The sequence below is a fragment of the Acinetobacter sp. YH12251 genome (assembly GCF_013417465.1).
GTDB classification, from domain to species: Bacteria; Pseudomonadota; Gammaproteobacteria; order Pseudomonadales; family Moraxellaceae; genus Acinetobacter; species Acinetobacter amyesii.
Window position 1 is genome coordinate 21,092 of the sequence record NZ_VPDZ01000015.1, and the last position, 14,056, is coordinate 35,147.

14 protein-coding genes and 1 pseudogene are annotated in these 14,056 nt (G+C 43.3%); 2 read left to right on the plus strand and 13 right to left on the minus strand.

Going from position 1 to position 14,056, the window contains the following annotated elements; genetic code table 11:
* Nucleotides 1-64: 64 nt before the first annotated feature.
* The 9 genes from FTV27_RS13260 to FTV27_RS13300 all read right to left on the minus strand — a co-directional run bounded on the left by FTV27_RS13260 (nucleotide 65) and on the right by FTV27_RS13300 (nucleotide 6,565).
* The gene (locus FTV27_RS13260) at nucleotides 65-1,087 is read right to left on the minus strand and encodes an NAD(P)-dependent alcohol dehydrogenase (protein WP_180078955.1); all 1,023 of its coding nucleotides are present in this window, start codon (nucleotides 1,085-1,087) and stop codon (nucleotides 65-67) included.
* Nucleotides 1,088-1,111: 24 nt separating this feature from the next.
* Nucleotides 1,112-1,681 carry a DNA-3-methyladenine glycosylase I gene (locus tag FTV27_RS13265; protein ID WP_180078956.1) on the minus strand — a complete coding sequence of 190 codons (570 nt, stop codon included), beginning with the start codon at nucleotides 1,679-1,681 and terminating at the stop codon, nucleotides 1,112-1,114.
* 19 nt (nucleotides 1,682-1,700) lie between these two features.
* The gene (locus FTV27_RS13270) at nucleotides 1,701-1,946 is read right to left on the minus strand and encodes a hypothetical protein (RefSeq protein ID WP_180078957.1); all 246 of its coding nucleotides are present in this window, start codon (nucleotides 1,944-1,946) and stop codon (nucleotides 1,701-1,703) included.
* Nucleotides 1,947-1,961: 15 nt separating this feature from the next.
* Complete coding sequence (locus FTV27_RS13275; protein ID WP_218949567.1) at nucleotides 1,962-2,489, minus strand: M23 family metallopeptidase; 528 nt, start codon at nucleotides 2,487-2,489, stop codon at nucleotides 1,962-1,964.
* A gap of 67 nt (nucleotides 2,490-2,556) precedes the next feature.
* Nucleotides 2,557-3,603 (minus strand): A/G-specific adenine glycosylase, encoded by a 1,047-nt coding sequence (gene mutY / locus FTV27_RS13280; protein ID WP_180078958.1) that lies wholly within the window; start codon nucleotides 3,601-3,603, stop codon nucleotides 2,557-2,559.
* Nucleotides 3,604-3,759: 156 nt separating this feature from the next.
* Nucleotides 3,760-4,119, minus strand: coding sequence for an HIT family protein (locus tag FTV27_RS13285; protein ID WP_180078959.1), 360 nt, complete (start codon nucleotides 4,117-4,119; stop codon nucleotides 3,760-3,762).
* Between the two features lie 51 nt (nucleotides 4,120-4,170).
* Nucleotides 4,171-4,911, minus strand: coding sequence for a dienelactone hydrolase family protein (locus FTV27_RS13290; RefSeq protein ID WP_180078960.1), 741 nt, complete (start codon nucleotides 4,909-4,911; stop codon nucleotides 4,171-4,173).
* Between the two features lie 193 nt (nucleotides 4,912-5,104).
* Nucleotides 5,105-5,797 carry an FKBP-type peptidyl-prolyl cis-trans isomerase gene (locus FTV27_RS13295; protein ID WP_180011068.1) on the minus strand — a complete coding sequence of 231 codons (693 nt, stop codon included), beginning with the start codon at nucleotides 5,795-5,797 and terminating at the stop codon, nucleotides 5,105-5,107.
* A gap of 54 nt (nucleotides 5,798-5,851) precedes the next feature.
* Complete coding sequence (locus FTV27_RS13300) at nucleotides 5,852-6,565, minus strand: FKBP-type peptidyl-prolyl cis-trans isomerase (protein ID WP_078191625.1); 714 nt, start codon at nucleotides 6,563-6,565, stop codon at nucleotides 5,852-5,854.
* A gap of 418 nt (nucleotides 6,566-6,983) precedes the next feature.
* On the opposite strand from FTV27_RS13300, the gene FTV27_RS13305 reads away from it, so the two are divergent.
* Nucleotides 6,984-8,149 (plus strand): IS3-like element ISAba22 family transposase gene (locus FTV27_RS13305; protein WP_180078961.1). Its coding sequence is split into 2 segments (ribosomal slippage): nucleotides 6,984-7,242 and nucleotides 7,242-8,149, totalling 1,167 coding nucleotides; the frame shifts between segments, so codons are not numbered across the junction.
* A 42-nt stretch (nucleotides 8,150-8,191) separates the two neighbouring features.
* Nucleotides 8,192-8,440: pseudogene (locus FTV27_RS13310) on the plus strand (hypothetical protein); the annotation flags it as partial.
* A gap of 98 nt (nucleotides 8,441-8,538) precedes the next feature.
* Here FTV27_RS13310 and FTV27_RS13315 read toward each other — a convergent pair.
* The 4 genes from FTV27_RS13315 to FTV27_RS13330 all read right to left on the minus strand — a co-directional run bounded on the left by FTV27_RS13315 (nucleotide 8,539) and on the right by FTV27_RS13330 (nucleotide 13,862).
* A complete protein-coding gene (locus tag FTV27_RS13315; RefSeq protein ID WP_180078962.1) occupies nucleotides 8,539-9,981 on the minus strand; it encodes a capsule assembly Wzi family protein in 1,443 nt (480 codons plus the stop codon).
* 145 nt (nucleotides 9,982-10,126) lie between these two features.
* Nucleotides 10,127-12,313 (minus strand): polysaccharide biosynthesis tyrosine autokinase, encoded by a 2,187-nt coding sequence (locus FTV27_RS13320; protein WP_180078963.1) that lies wholly within the window; start codon nucleotides 12,311-12,313, stop codon nucleotides 10,127-10,129.
* 17 nt (nucleotides 12,314-12,330) lie between these two features.
* Nucleotides 12,331-12,759 carry a low molecular weight protein-tyrosine-phosphatase gene (locus FTV27_RS13325; protein ID WP_005181218.1) on the minus strand — a complete coding sequence of 143 codons (429 nt, stop codon included), beginning with the start codon at nucleotides 12,757-12,759 and terminating at the stop codon, nucleotides 12,331-12,333.
* Nucleotides 12,759-13,862, minus strand: coding sequence for a polysaccharide biosynthesis/export family protein (locus FTV27_RS13330; protein WP_180078964.1), 1,104 nt, complete (start codon nucleotides 13,860-13,862; stop codon nucleotides 12,759-12,761). The genes FTV27_RS13325 and FTV27_RS13330 overlap by 1 nt, the downstream gene beginning before the upstream one ends.
* Nucleotides 13,863-14,056 lie beyond the last annotated feature (194 nt).

The following is a 14,056-nucleotide window of genomic DNA, read 5'->3' on the forward strand; positions in this document are numbered from 1 at the left end:
TGAGTGTATAAAGGGCAGAAGAAAGCCTGCATGCAGCAGGCTTTTTGGGCTTAGATTTTTAGCGTTAAAAATCAGCTTTCAGCACAATTCGATAACGAACATTTCCTGAATGCAAACGTTCAATCGCTTCATTCACCTGAGACATTGGATACATTTCAATTTGTGGTGCAATATTTTGACGTGCGGCGAATCGAAGTAATTCACGCAGTGCTGCAGGAGAGCCTGTTGATGAGCCAGTGACAGATTTAGCACCACTGATCAGCATACCTGCGGGGATTTGCATCGGCTCAAGTGCTAGGCCGAGCATGTGAACGCTTCCATTCGGTGCCAAAGTTGAAAGATAGGCTTGCCAATCCAACGTCACATTGACCGTGCTTAAAATTAAATTGAACTTACCACGTTGTGCTTTAATCGCGGCAAGATCACGACTATTCACCACATGGTCAGCCCCCATAGCTTTAAGTTCATCGGTTTTATCTAAGTTTGAGCTGAATGCGGTAATTTCACAGCCCCAAGCTTTGAGCAATTTAATCGCCATATGACCTAAACCACCAATGCCGATCACGGCAACATGGTGAATGGCCTGAATTTGGTGCTGTAATATGGGATCAAATACCGTAATCCCACCGCAGAGCAGAGGGCCAGCACTGGTTGGATCGAGATCATCTGGAAGCGGAATAACCCATTGCCAGCCAGCACGGACTTTGTCGGCAAAGCCACCTGCATGACCGACGATTGTCGCTGTCTTGGTTCCAGTACATTGCACTTGGCGACCATCGATACATGGGTCACAGTGTTGACAACTTTCTGCTGTCCAGCCTATGCCCACACGTTGTCCGATTTTCAGTCCTTTGGCTTCGCTGCCGAGTTGGGTAATGGTTCCAATCACTTCATGCCCTGGGACCACAGGATAAACCGAAGATTTCCAATCATTTTGGATAATAGAAATATCTGAGTGACAAAGACCGCAATACTCGACTTTGACTTCAACCTGATGGGCTTGTAATTCACCTGGATCAAATTGGTAGGGAACAAGGGCTTCACCACTGTTCATTGCTGCATAGGCGTGGATTGTATTGTCACTCATTATTCTATCCTTTATGTTTTGAGGTCATTCTGCGTGCGTGTATTTAAAGTCACAGTGATTTTCATGATCATTGACCATGCCGATAGCTTGCATCAGAGCATAGCAAGTCGTTGGGCCGACAAATTTAAAGCCATGCTTTTTTAATGCTTTGGACATGGCCTGACTTTGAGCGGTTTGTGCAGGGGCGCTACGATATTCAACTACATCATTATTGGCAATGTGACCTTCGACAAAACTCCAAAGAAATTCCACAGGATGAATCCCTTGGGCTTTTAACTGTTGCCATGCTTTTGCATTATCTCGAATGGCAGTGAGTTTGCCGATATGACGAATCAAACCTGAATCTTGTAATTTTTCTTGTAATTGAAGGTCACTCAACGCTGCGATTTCGGCAATGGGATATTGAAAAAAATGCTGCTGATAACAAGCCCGCTTTTTCAGCACAGTGATCCAAGACAGCCCCGCTTGTTGTCCTTCAAGACACAGCATTTCAAAGAGATGCTGCTCATCAAAACTAGGTTTAGCCCACTCAGTGTCGTGGTAGGCAATATATAAAGGATCTTCGGAGCACCAAGCACAGCGTTGTGTTGTCATGTTGAATGCTCCTTTTGAATTAAATTTTAAAAGCTGTCCATTGGTCGTTTTTATTGTCCCAATACAACAGTTCCGCTTGATCGAGATCGGCAAATTGAATCCATACATCTTTACCCGATTTGTCTGCGTAGCCGGTACTGATGAGTAATGCATCTTCAGTGATCTCCATGATCCAGCCCTGATAAGACTGTCCATTGAGGCTGATTTTTTGTTGATTACCAGATTCTGCAAATTCCACCAGACGATTGATCAACGCTTCTGACATGTATGTTTCCTAAAATTAACGTAAATACGGATAGGGGTTAACGGCATTGCGACCTTTACCACCCAAGTAAATGCCATAATGCAAATGTGGTGCAGTATGTCGAGCATTGCCAGTATTACCTACATAGCCGATGACATCACCTTTTTTGACATAGTCGCCGACGTTTAAGCCACGCTTATGACCATCAAGATGCGCATAATAATGCCAAGAACCTGCGGGCCCCATAATCCATATCACTTTACCACCCAAATTGTTATTACGTAAGTCAGCAACTAAACCTTCTGTAGCACTGAGGACTTTTGTTCCACGTGGAACAATAATATCAATACCTTCGTGGCTTCGTCCTTGGCTACGCGCTGCGCCCCAAGTATCCTTGAGCGCACTTCGTTTGACTTGATGAACAGGAACAGGCAATTGATTGGATAAACGCATGTTTTGTAATTTTTTCACTTCATGAGCAGGCAATGTACTGCCTGATGGTTTGGGTGGAGTCGACGTACAGGCGCTGAGTAAAAGCAAAATAAAACCAATACCGCTGAACAACCCTTTGCGAAGCTGAAAAAATCCTTGAGTCACATTTGTCCCTATTCAATTGATGAGCAGTTCAAAACTATGGCATAGAATGGCTTTCGAGTTCTAGCGTAGAAATGAGTTTTTTCATGGCGGTTGGAATACCGAGTGCAGTGGCTTGTATCGGGGTATACCACTGTGCGTTGCATTCAATGGCTAAATGTTCTTTTTGATCGGCGGCAACGCTAAACACTGTAGCCTCTAAAAGCCAAGTGAAGTGGGTAAAACTATGCGATATTTGCACTTGAGTAGTGGTAGGTTTCAGTCCAAGCTGCTGAGTGTGGGATTGAAACTCATGGGGTTGATCAAAAATAGGTAAACACCACAGACCGCCCCATAGACCGCTATTCGGACGTTGTATCCACAGCCATTCTCCTGCAGATTGAATCAGCATGACTTGAGCCTCTCTCACTGGAACAGGCTTTTTAGGCTTTTTATAAGGTAATTCAGTTTCTAAACCCTGAGCATGTGCTTTGCAGTGCTGTTGCATGGGACAATATAAACAGAGTGGTTTTTTCGGCGTGCATACCGTTGCACCCAGATCCATAATCGCTTGGGTATAATCGTGGTTGCGTTCAGTGGGGCAGAGCTCTGTCGCCAGTTGCCACATGGACCTTTCATGTACAGGTTTCGATAAATCATCTTCAATAGCAAAGAATCGAGACAATACTCGCTTGACGTTGCCGTCCATAATCACGCCATATTGTCTTAAACCCAAAGACATCAGCGCACCTGCGGTAGACGGGCCGATGCCCGGTAGTTCCATCCACTGCTCAAGATTGCTTGGAAAATGTCCCTGACGTGCAACAATACCTGCGGCTTTGTGTAAGTTCCGAGCCCGTGCATAGTAGCCTAAGCCAGCCCAATAGGGTGCCACATCATCCCAAGAAGCATGACCTAAGTCTTCAACAGTTGGAAATCGTTGAATAAATCGATCAAAATATTGTAGGACAGTTTTGACTTGGGTTTGTTGCAGCATAATTTCTGAAACCCACACTTTGTAAGGGTCATCCTTCACTTGCCACGGTAAGTCATGACGACCATGGACATCAAACCAGTCGAGAAGGGCATCAGAAAAGTTAAACATGCAATACAGTCAAAATTGAAAAAACCTGCCTAGTATACATCTTTCAATAGGTATTCTTTTTGTTCAAAACGAAATCTGTATATCAGGGGAAATGCAAAAATAGTGGCTATCAAAAAAAGGAGCCGAAGCTCCTTAGTGAGTGTCAATTTTTAAATTTTAGCTTTTAAAGCCCCAGCGGGTATCAAGCGCCAATGTTTGGTTTTCATAACGTGGAATAATGTGAATATGCACATGTTCAGTGGCTTCGCCAAAAACTTGTCCATCATTAAACCCAATATGAAAGCCAGTGGGTTGATAGCGTAAATTTAATTCATTACGCGCTTGTTCAAGTAAGGACATTAAACTTTTACGTTCTTTTTCAGTAATTTCAAAAAATGAACCAACATGACGTAGCGGGACAATGACAGCATGCCCTTTAGACAGTGTATGTGGTTCAGGAAGTACAACACCAAAATCATTTTTTGCAATCACGTCATATTCGTCAAAATTGCAATATGGACAATTGAGTTCTGTCATTGTGCTCTCCTCATTTTTATAAATTCAATATTGGTAGTGGTTCTTATGGCTTTAAGAACCAAGCTGGCGTGCTAACAAGGCATACATGCCCGCTAAGCTTTGCTGTTCTGCAGCAGCGTTATAAGCTAAATCTACGCCGTTGGCTTTGGCACGTTCATCCGCCATCGGGTTGCTAAAGCCGTGTTTTGCGCCTTCAAAAATATTGATTTGATACTGCACTTGGGCAGCATCCATTTCATTTCTAAAGGTCGCAACATCTTCTAAGCTCACCATCGAGTCGAGCTCACCATGTTGCACTAAAATCTCTGCTTGGACTTGTCCTGTTTGTGCAGGAGTCGCTGTAGCAAGTGTTGCATGGAAGGTCACCACTGCTTTTAATTCAGCACCTGAACGAGCTAAATCCAGCACGACTTTTCCGCCATAGCAAAAGCCTATAGCTGCGAGTTTATCTGCATTTACTTCCTTTTGCTGTGCCAAAGTGTGTAATGCAGCAGACGCACGGGTCACGATGGTGTCAGCATGATCAAAAGTCTGCATCATCCATTCATAAGCTTGTTTGGCATCAGTGGTGACTTTTTTGTCACCATACATATCCAAAGCGAAAGCAGCATAGCCTTGTTCTGCCAATTCGCGCGCACGTTGTTCGGTATATTCATTGCGTCCCCACCATTCCGGGGCAACTAACACACCTGCGATCGCAGTGTCTGACTCTGGTGCGGCAAAATAGCCAAAAAGTTGAGTTCCATCAGCTGCGGTATATTGAATTTCGCGAGTCTTAATTTTAACGGTCATGGTCAAATCCTTATGTGCGGCTACACAGTTGATGGAGATTTAAAATAAAGGGAAATTGGTTTTTGTGAAATAAATATAAGATATCAATGTGAATTTTAAGTCAAATCAATCAAAAAAATTGTAAAAGAAAATAATGGAAAGAAGAAATATTGAGGAGCACCGAGATTTGTCGATGCTCCTAAAGAGAGTATTGTTATTTCGGGAGAACTTCAATGAGCTCTACATCAAAAATCAGCGTGCTATTTGGCTCAATGACGTCTGCTGAACCAATTTGACCATAGCCTAAATTTGCAGGAATGAAGAAGCGATATTTTGCACCTTCTTTCATCAACTGTAGACCTTCTGTCCAACCCTGAATGACTTGACTCACTTGGAACATCGCAGGTTGGTTACGTGCAATTGAACTATCAAAAACAGTGCCATCAATTAAGCGACCTTCATAGTGAACTTTCACTGTTGAATTGGCTTTAGGTGACTTACCTTTGCCAGCTTGAATGACTTGATACTGCAGGCCAGATTTCGTGACCTGAATGCCCGGTTTTTTGGCATTTTCAGCAAGGAAAGCTGAACCAATGGTGGCATTCGCATCCGCTTTTTGCTTCAGTTCAATCAGTTGTTTCGCTTCGGTTTGCTTTTTATATTGGGTTAAGGCACGGGTCATTTCTTCATCTGTTAGTGACGAAGCTTGACCTTTAGATGCTGCCTTTAAACCTGCAACAAATGCATCAATATCTAAGTCTTTAATGGATTCAGCATTACTGCGTCCCATTAAATAACCAAAACTATAACCGACTTGTTCTGCAGCACTACTTTTATTACTGACATCTTTGGCAAATACAGTGCTTGAGCAGAGTGCCAAACACAACATACTGATCTGTAATTTCATGACCGAGTCTCAAAATAAAGCAGGAGAGCGAAAAGCTCTCCTGTACCGGTTTTATTATTTAACTTCAATGAGTTCTACATCAAAAATTAAAGTACTGTTCGGTGGAATCGTTCCTGGAACACCTTGAGCACCATAACCTAGGTTTGAAGGAATATACAAAGTGGCTTTACCACCTTCCTTCATTAACTGTAGACCTTCAGTCCAACCCGGAATCACTTGGTTCAACGGGAATTCAATTGGCTCGCCGCGCTGTACTGAGCTATCAAATACAGTGCCATCTACTAACTTACCTGTGTAGTGAACTTTAACAACTGATGTAGCTTGCGGTTGTTTACCTGTACCTTCTTTCGTTGTTAGGTACTGTAAACCAGAAGCAGTGGTTTTAACCCCCGCTTTGCTTTTGTTTTCCGTTAAGAAATTATCACTGCTACTTTGTGCTTGCTTATTGCTTTCAAGCTGCTTGTTTTGCATTTCTTGCTGGAACTCAGCATATGCTTTTTGTAATTCTTCTTCAGTATATGCAGGTTTTGCACGAGCATGGCCTGCACGAACGCCAGTGACAAAGCTATCAATATCTAATTCTGGAGGCGTTTGATGGGCAACTTCATAACCAAGGGCGTAACTGATTTTAGCGACAGCAGAAGCATTTGCAGCTGGTTGAGTTGATGTTGCTGATTGCGTAGCAGGTGTTTTAGTTGCATAGTAAACAGGAACAAGTGCGGCACCGCCGAGTAATACAGCGACAGCGATAGGTAGGGCCTTACTCATATATTTTCCCACAATTATTTTATATGTAAAAAGTTGCTGAAATTCTAGCAGACTTTTCCTGTTCAGCGCTTACCTATCTCTATGATCAGGTAAGGTGTAGGAAAGATCATCATAGTCATGTTCTTATTTTTATACTATAACGGTATGAATATATAAAACATTTTTTATACAGAAAGATGTATGCAATATAAATTTCGCACATAAAAAAGCCACCGTATTCGGTAATGCCAGTCAGTTAAGCAAATTTTAGTAAAATGTAGTAAAAATGAGTGTATGTAAATACGCTCATTTTTTATGTCTTTATCTGAACATTTAGAATCCACTCTTGAACATTCTCTCCCATCACTCAACCTGATGTGTGCTGAAAAAACAGGAGGTTTTAACTTGGTAAACTAAACACACTCATCAGGAGTTTACCATGAGCAAGAAACACAAGACTTACACCACAGAATTTAAAGCTGAAGCCATCAAATTAATTGAAGCCAATCAAGGCAATGTCTCGGAAACAGCTAGACAACTTAGCATTTCAATGCAAACTCTTTCAAATTGGAATACCAAAGCAAAGGCTGGAACTTTAGCAGGTACAAAACAGTATTCACCTGATCTAAACGCTCTACTCGAAGAAAATAAAAAACTCAAACAACAGCTCAAAATAGCTGAAATGGAACGTGAATTTTTAAAAAAGGCAGCAGCGTACTTTGCCAAAGAAAGTCAGTAAGGTACGCCTATATGAAACAAAAAAGATATTCTTTTCCAATTACCTTAATGGCTCGATTACTTCATGTTTCAGTTTCATGTTTTTATGATTGGCTCAAGAGAGGCGTGAGCAAAAGAACGATTCAACGAAATCAACAGACGATATTGGTGAAAATAGCCCATGAGGAGACAAGGCAGAGCTATGGTTATATTCGATTAACCAAATACTTACAAGCTCAGGGTATAAAAATGAGTATGTACGCTGTACGTCAGATAAAAGCGCTGAACCACCTGTATTGTAAGCGACACAAGCGTTTTAAAAGGACTACGAATAGTGACCATAATCGAGCGATCTATGAAAACCTGCTGGAGCAACAATTCTCAATGACTAGACCAAATCAAGCATGGTCAAGTGATATTACGTACATATGGACTGTTGAAGGATGGCTGTATTTAGCAGCGGTAAAAGACCTTTACACGAAGCAAGTGGTTGGCTATAGCTTAAATGAGCGCATGACAACACAGCTTGTTTGTAATGCGCTAAATATGGCTATTCACAATCAAAAACCAACTAAAGAACTGATTGTGCATTCAGACAGAGGAAGTCAATATTGCAGCCATGAATATCGAAATATACTTGAGCAATATGGTTTTCAAGGTTCAATGAGCAAGCGCGGAGACTGTTACGATAATGCACCGATTGAAAGCTTTTGGGGAATACTGAAAAATGAGTTAGTGCATCATTACAACTATCAAACCAGAGAAGAAGCCAAAGCAGATATTATAAAATACATTGAGTTATTTTATAATCATCGAAGAATTCAAAAGGGTTTGGGTTTTAAGACATCAAATCAAATGGCCGAAGACTTTTATAAGTTGGCTGCCTAGAATCTCCCAAGGGAAAGTCTCCTGATAATTCAGCGTATATCAAGTCAGGGCTATCCCTTAAACCCGAGCTATGTGCGTTTAACCCATTATGAAGGCGACTGGACCTTTCAAAAACTGGGCGCCAACCGGGTTAAGGTCTCTACCTATGGCTATGCAGATCCGGCCGGTTCGATTCCAACCAGTTTTGTGAATATGTTTGTGCAGCAGCAGCCTTATCAGATGCTGCAAAAAATGAAACTTGAGCTGAGTCTGCCGAGCCTCGAGCGACCCTTACCAGCGATTTTAAGATAAAAATAACCGTCTGGTGCTAGATGGGTCAGGTATCGGCAGACTCAGAAAGCGTATTCAGATAGTGCTAATCTGAGTCTTTAAAACGACATTTAACTGCCTTAGTAGCTAAACAGTCCTTTTTCTAGTGGGAATTCAATGCCGATTGAGGCACCGCCATCTTTACCATGCAGGTCTGAATCCCCCAGCCAGCCATTCAGTTTAAGTGGAATATCTGGACGTAGGTAATGCGTCCAGGTGATATCTAAAGCTGTTAGCTCATCTTGCTCAGGGAAAGCCGCGTTGGTGATCCGACCCGACCCATTCAGTTTAGCAAACAGTACCCGGCCATGCAGACGGTTTAAAGGATCAAAACGGATATCGCCGCCTACTGAGATCATTTGACTATCGCCACCCATTGCATGGGCCAATGGATAACCATGCTGATAGAAGCCATCGGTATAAACACTATGATTATAGGAAATCCCTTGTGCCTTGCCATTGGTACGGGTATCAGCCCATTCGGTATACAGCTGGTAGGGCATATTCTGGTAACTGGATGAATAATCCACCCCGGCCAGATACATTTTTTTCGCGGGCAGGCCGCCGGCTTCATCTTCACCGACATACTGGGCATAGACACCCAGCGGCATTTGCACTAAAGGTTGTAAGCTTAAACGGGCATCAAAACCGGCAATCTGATTCGATGGATCTGGTTCACCCGTGCCACCATTGTCTTTGTTGCCAACAAACGCATCCCAGAGTGAGCTCAAGCTTTCCGGACGTCCTTCACCCCCCCACTGAATGGCGCGTGAAGCCCCCAGTTCCAGATAGGGAAGCGGTTGAGCAGTGACACGCAGGCCAATCAGTTTGGCATCCGGAACCGCATCATAATGGTCCAGCTGACCGGCAAAGGCCTGATATTGCCATGGTCCAATCCAGGACAGCCATTTGCTGCTAAAAGCAGTCTGTTCTGCCCGCTGCGCAGTAATGCCATAGACTGGGCGGCTGGCATCGCCACGAATCAGACTCCCCTCATGACCTGGTCCCCAATAGGTCGGAATCTGGCCGGCAATCAGCCACTGATTCCAGAGTTTCCCGGCAATATAAGAGCCTTCTACATTCACATCCTGATCATGATCAATCTGTGGATCTTTTTCAGCATTGACCCGTAATCGGGCATCCCATTGGTTACCGCCAGCATTCAGTTCCAGACCGGCCTGATATTGTGATTTTTCCTGATCACCAAAGGCTTGAGGCAGATACTTGTGATCAGTTTCTGCAAACAGCGCAGCTTTCAGAAGCTGATTATCGGCATTTAAATGAGTGAGGACTGCATCCACTACTTTTTGCTGGACAGAGTTGCTGATTTTCGCCTGAGACAGGGCACGCTGAATTTCATCGCCACTCATGGGCCAGGTGGAGGTGCTGATTTGAATCACCCCTTGCTGGTTCAGCCAATTCAGGTCGGTACGCAGGTTCTGGTCATTCAGCACAATCCCTTGAGCAAAGGTCAGGGATGAGCTGAGGGCAAGGGTCGCAAGCAATATTTTTGATAGACGCATTTTTGATTCTCAGGAGTTTTTTGCTCTCCACACCATAGGCGGACGAGTTTATTTTTTCAATGCAAACTGTTGAGTAGAGTTGTAATCTGGAAAGATTAAAAATCCCGCCGTAGCGAGATTTTTAAAGCAATTGGTCACTGCAAAATTAGTCATTATCCTTATTGGCTTTATAGGCATAGGAATAGTTATAGCCATAACCATAGCCTGCACTGGAGCGCTGAATATCATTCAGGATAATACCATTGACTTTCACACCCACCTGTTCAAAACGGTTGATGGTCAATTCAAGCTCTTTCATTTGTGTCTTGGCATAGCGGGCAATTACCAGATTCACCCCGGCATGCTGGGAAATAATAATCCCGTCTGTGACGGCTAGAATTGGTGGAGTATCAATCAGAATATGATCATACTGTTCTGATAGCTGATTCAGCATGGCACTAAATTGTGTGGTACTCAGCAGTTCAGACGGGTTGGCTGGACTCTTGCCACGGGCAATTACATCTAGACCAGATACTTCCGTAGCTTTAATGACCTGGCTTAACTCAGTCTGGCCATTTAAGTAGTCTGCCAGACCAAGTTGGGCTTGCTGATTAAAGTATTTATGCAAATAACCGCGGCGCAAGTCAGCATCAATAATCAGTACCCGTTTCTGGCTTTGCGCCAGAATGGTGGCCAGGTTGGTTGAAATAAAGGATTTACCAACTTCCGGTGCAGGACCAGAAACCATAATAATATTGTTCTTGGCGCTGCTTAAGGCAAAATGAATGGCAGTACGCATACTGCGTAAGCTTTCAATGGCAATATCATCACTATTTTTAACCGCAAGAATAGGAATATTTTTTTTCTTCTTCAGCAGTTTAATCCGGCTTTCCTGTACAGGAGAGCGCGGCACAGTGGCATACACCGGTAGGTCCAGTTCATTTTCAATTTGGGTAGAATCTTTAACGCCACTACGCAGCATATTACGTAATAAGGCCAGCAGTGTGCCGAGGAAACCTCCCACGAAAATAGACAAAATCAAAACAATTAATTTTTTTGGCTTAATCGGTTCAATCGGTTCAACTGCAGTATCGACAATACGCACATTACCAATTTCACCGGCTTTGGCAATACGTAACTGCTGATAAGAATTAAGCAGGCCGGTATACAGCTGTTGCTTCACTTCCACTTCGCGGAACAGTTGCAGGTACTGGCGTTGCAATTCTGGTAAGCGTCTTAATGTTCCATCTAGCTCATTAATCTTTTTATTAATTGCTGATAATTGCGCATTCATTTGCTGCATGATTGGGTGTTCAGCCGTATATTTGGCCGATGCCTCAGCCACTTTTTGTTCCAGCCCGGCTTTTTGAGTTTCCAGGGTCACGCTTTGGGTCAGATACAGCTCTGATTCCTTGGTGACATCGACCGTATTGTACTGCTGGCGGAAACGGTTAAATTCACGTTCAGCGACATCGAGTTGCTGTTTGAGTTCAGGCAGCTGATCTTCCAGGAATTTTAAGGTTTGTGCGGTTTCAGCCGAGCGACGTTCAATATTCTGTTGACTATAGGCTGCTAAAATGGCATTGAGCACCTGGGTAATATGCTGCTTGTCGGTACCCTGGTAGTTGAGACCGAGTACACCGGTCAGTTTGCCTTTTTCGGCCACCGAATAATCAGCGAGCAAGCTACGAACTGCGGCAGGCAGGCTTTGCTTTTGGATCAGATAAGTGCTATCAAAGCTGTCCTGACTATAAATACCGACTTTCCATAGGCCATATTCAGACTGTAACTGGCTGGTCTGGTTCAGTGGTGCGGAAAAGACCACCTGTTCTGTGGCTGAATCAGTTAAACGGTATTGACCTTCTGCAAAACTAAGTAGCAGATTTTTATCGCGGTAGTAATCTGGAATCTCAAAGCTGCGTACATCAAAGCTTTTCTGGTTGTCTTTAAACAGCACCGATTTGCCTGAATATTCACTGTCATACTCATGCTTATTCAGTAAGCGGCTCCAGAAACTGTCTTCTGTACCATGAATGCGAATATTTAAATTTAGGCGGTCAATTACAGTACCTAGGACTAAGCGTGATTGTAAGATTTCTATTTCTGCTTGAGCCGGTGATTTCTGCTCAATCATATTGGACAAATCGCCCAATAAGGCGGCAGATGCTCCTTTATTTTCTTCGACCTGAACCAGCGCATCGACCTGATAGGTGTCTGGTGTGGTTCTTAAATAAAGTAAGGCACAGACCAAACTTAAAATGACACAGAGAGCAATCAGTTTCCACTGGGCAATTAAGGAGAAAAACAATTCCTTCAGGTCAATGGTATCTTCTGTATTGGTATTTTGGCTCATAGTCTTTTGTTCGAAAGTTAAATATATTTTTTCCAGTCTGCAATGCAGGCCTGAATCAGCTGGCAGGTGTCATCAAATACCGCCTGATCATGCTGGTAAGGATCGGCCACATTTTTACTTTGCCAATGGCCGAGTCTAAAGGTTTTTCCTTTGGCAAAGGGCCAGGTCTGTTCCACATGTTTTTGCTGATTCTGACTCATCACTAAAATCAGGTCGGCTTTCTTGACCAGCTCGGCATTCAGCTTTCGGGCCACATGCGGGCTCATATCAATCCCTAAACGCTGCATGCACAGGCTGGCTTTGTCATCGGCTGCATGACCGACCAGCCCGGAAATACCGGCAGACTCAATTTGTAAATGCGGAAATTCCTGTTTTAAAAAGTATTCCGCCATCGGGCTACGGCAAATATTGCCAATACAGACCACCAGAATATTGTTAATTTTCATTAGTTCCCCAAACGGTCTAAATTATATAAAGCATTTGAGAATGGAATAATCTGATTCACCACACGTTGCCAGCGCGCCAGGCCAGATGCATCGACATAGACAATATCATTACTGCGCATTTTAAACTGATTGGCCAAACCAAAGTCGGCAATACTGGTTAAGTCCAGATGATAGACTTCGGTTTGTGCACCACTTGGCTGACTACGTAACACATAGATTTTACTACGGCTGGCCGACAATGGATTTAATCCCAGACTTTCACCAAGTACATCACTCAGACTCATGCCCTGATCTCGAAGCGGTAAAGACTGGTTTTTACCCGATTCCCCCATCACATAGATTTTCTGGTTTTCTCGGCTGTTCACATACAGCGTGTCATTCGGTTGAATCAGCAGATTATGTAAAGAAAAACCGGCTTGTTCCAGTTCAATACTGTTTAAATGATAGGTCTGTCCCTGACGCACCAAGGTAATAGAAGCATTATTGCCTTGCTGGGCATTGACCCCACCCGCCAGACCTAAAGCGGTATAGACACTGGTTGGCTGGTCACTTAAATAGAACTGGCCGCCTTTCATTACATTACCCTGTACCGAGTAACGCTGGCCCTGATAAGACAGAACCCGTGCTACTACATCAGGCGTTTTTAAATAACGCGATAACTGACTGCGCAGCTCACGGTTTACCTGACTTAAAGATTTGCCCGCAGCTTTATAGCGACCAATAATCGGGAATTGAATATAACCACTTTGGTCAATTTGATAGCCATTGGCCTGAATGGCCTGTTCATTATTAATAGTATTGGTAGGTGGGGTAATTTCTGGGTAGGCCCATAAATAGATCGACAGAATGTCGCCTGGACTAAGGCTATAGTTACGGTGTGACTGGGTAAACAGGTGAGCATAATCTTGCTGAATATTTTGTACGGCCGGTTGCAAACCGAGTACAGTATCTTGAGTGAGCCGGACCACATTCACCGAAGTCCCCAAGTCTGTTTGATAGACACCCTCAGAAGGTAAGTCATAGGTCTGTAAGCCGGAGGTGACCGCACACCCGCTTGCTGTCACCAAAAAAGACAGTAGAATTATAGATTTAAATTGTCTCACACGTATTCCCGTTCTCGATTTTTCTAAAATCATAAAAAATAAAAAATAGTTTACCGAAGTTATTTTAAGGGTATATAACAAATTGTAAGTAGATTGCGAAAGTATACGCAAGCACAGCCAGAAAAATGAGGCAAAAAGTATCTAAATTGTGAGATATAGCAAAATTAAACAAAGATCATTTGCAAAAAACTGAC

Bases quoted from the DNA above. Each gene is read 5' to 3' on its own strand.
- FTV27_RS13260 (WP_180078955.1), bottom strand. From the start codon at position 1,087: ATGAGTGACAATACAATCCACGCCTATGCAGCAATGAACAGTGGTGAA.
- FTV27_RS13265 (WP_180078956.1), bottom strand. From the start codon at position 1,681: ATGACAACACAACGCTGTGCTTGGTGCTCCGAAGATCCTTTATATATT.
- FTV27_RS13270 (WP_180078957.1), bottom strand. From the start codon at position 1,946: ATGTCAGAAGCGTTGATCAATCGTCTGGTGGAATTTGCAGAATCTGGT.
- mutY (WP_180078958.1), bottom strand. From the start codon at position 3,603: ATGTTTAACTTTTCTGATGCCCTTCTCGACTGGTTTGATGTCCATGGT.
- FTV27_RS13285 (WP_180078959.1), bottom strand. From the start codon at position 4,119: ATGACAGAACTCAATTGTCCATATTGCAATTTTGACGAATATGACGTG.
- FTV27_RS13290 (WP_180078960.1), bottom strand. From the start codon at position 4,911: ATGACCGTTAAAATTAAGACTCGCGAAATTCAATATACCGCAGCTGAT.
- FTV27_RS13295 (WP_180011068.1), bottom strand. From the start codon at position 5,797: ATGAAATTACAGATCAGTATGTTGTGTTTGGCACTCTGCTCAAGCACT.
- FTV27_RS13300 (WP_078191625.1), bottom strand. From the start codon at position 6,565: ATGAGTAAGGCCCTACCTATCGCTGTCGCTGTATTACTCGGCGGTGCC.
- FTV27_RS13315 (WP_180078962.1), bottom strand. From the start codon at position 9,981: ATGCGTCTATCAAAAATATTGCTTGCGACCCTTGCCCTCAGCTCATCC.
- FTV27_RS13320 (WP_180078963.1), bottom strand. From the start codon at position 12,313: ATGAGCCAAAATACCAATACAGAAGATACCATTGACCTGAAGGAATTG.
- FTV27_RS13325 (WP_005181218.1), bottom strand. From the start codon at position 12,759: ATGAAAATTAACAATATTCTGGTGGTCTGTATTGGCAATATTTGCCGT.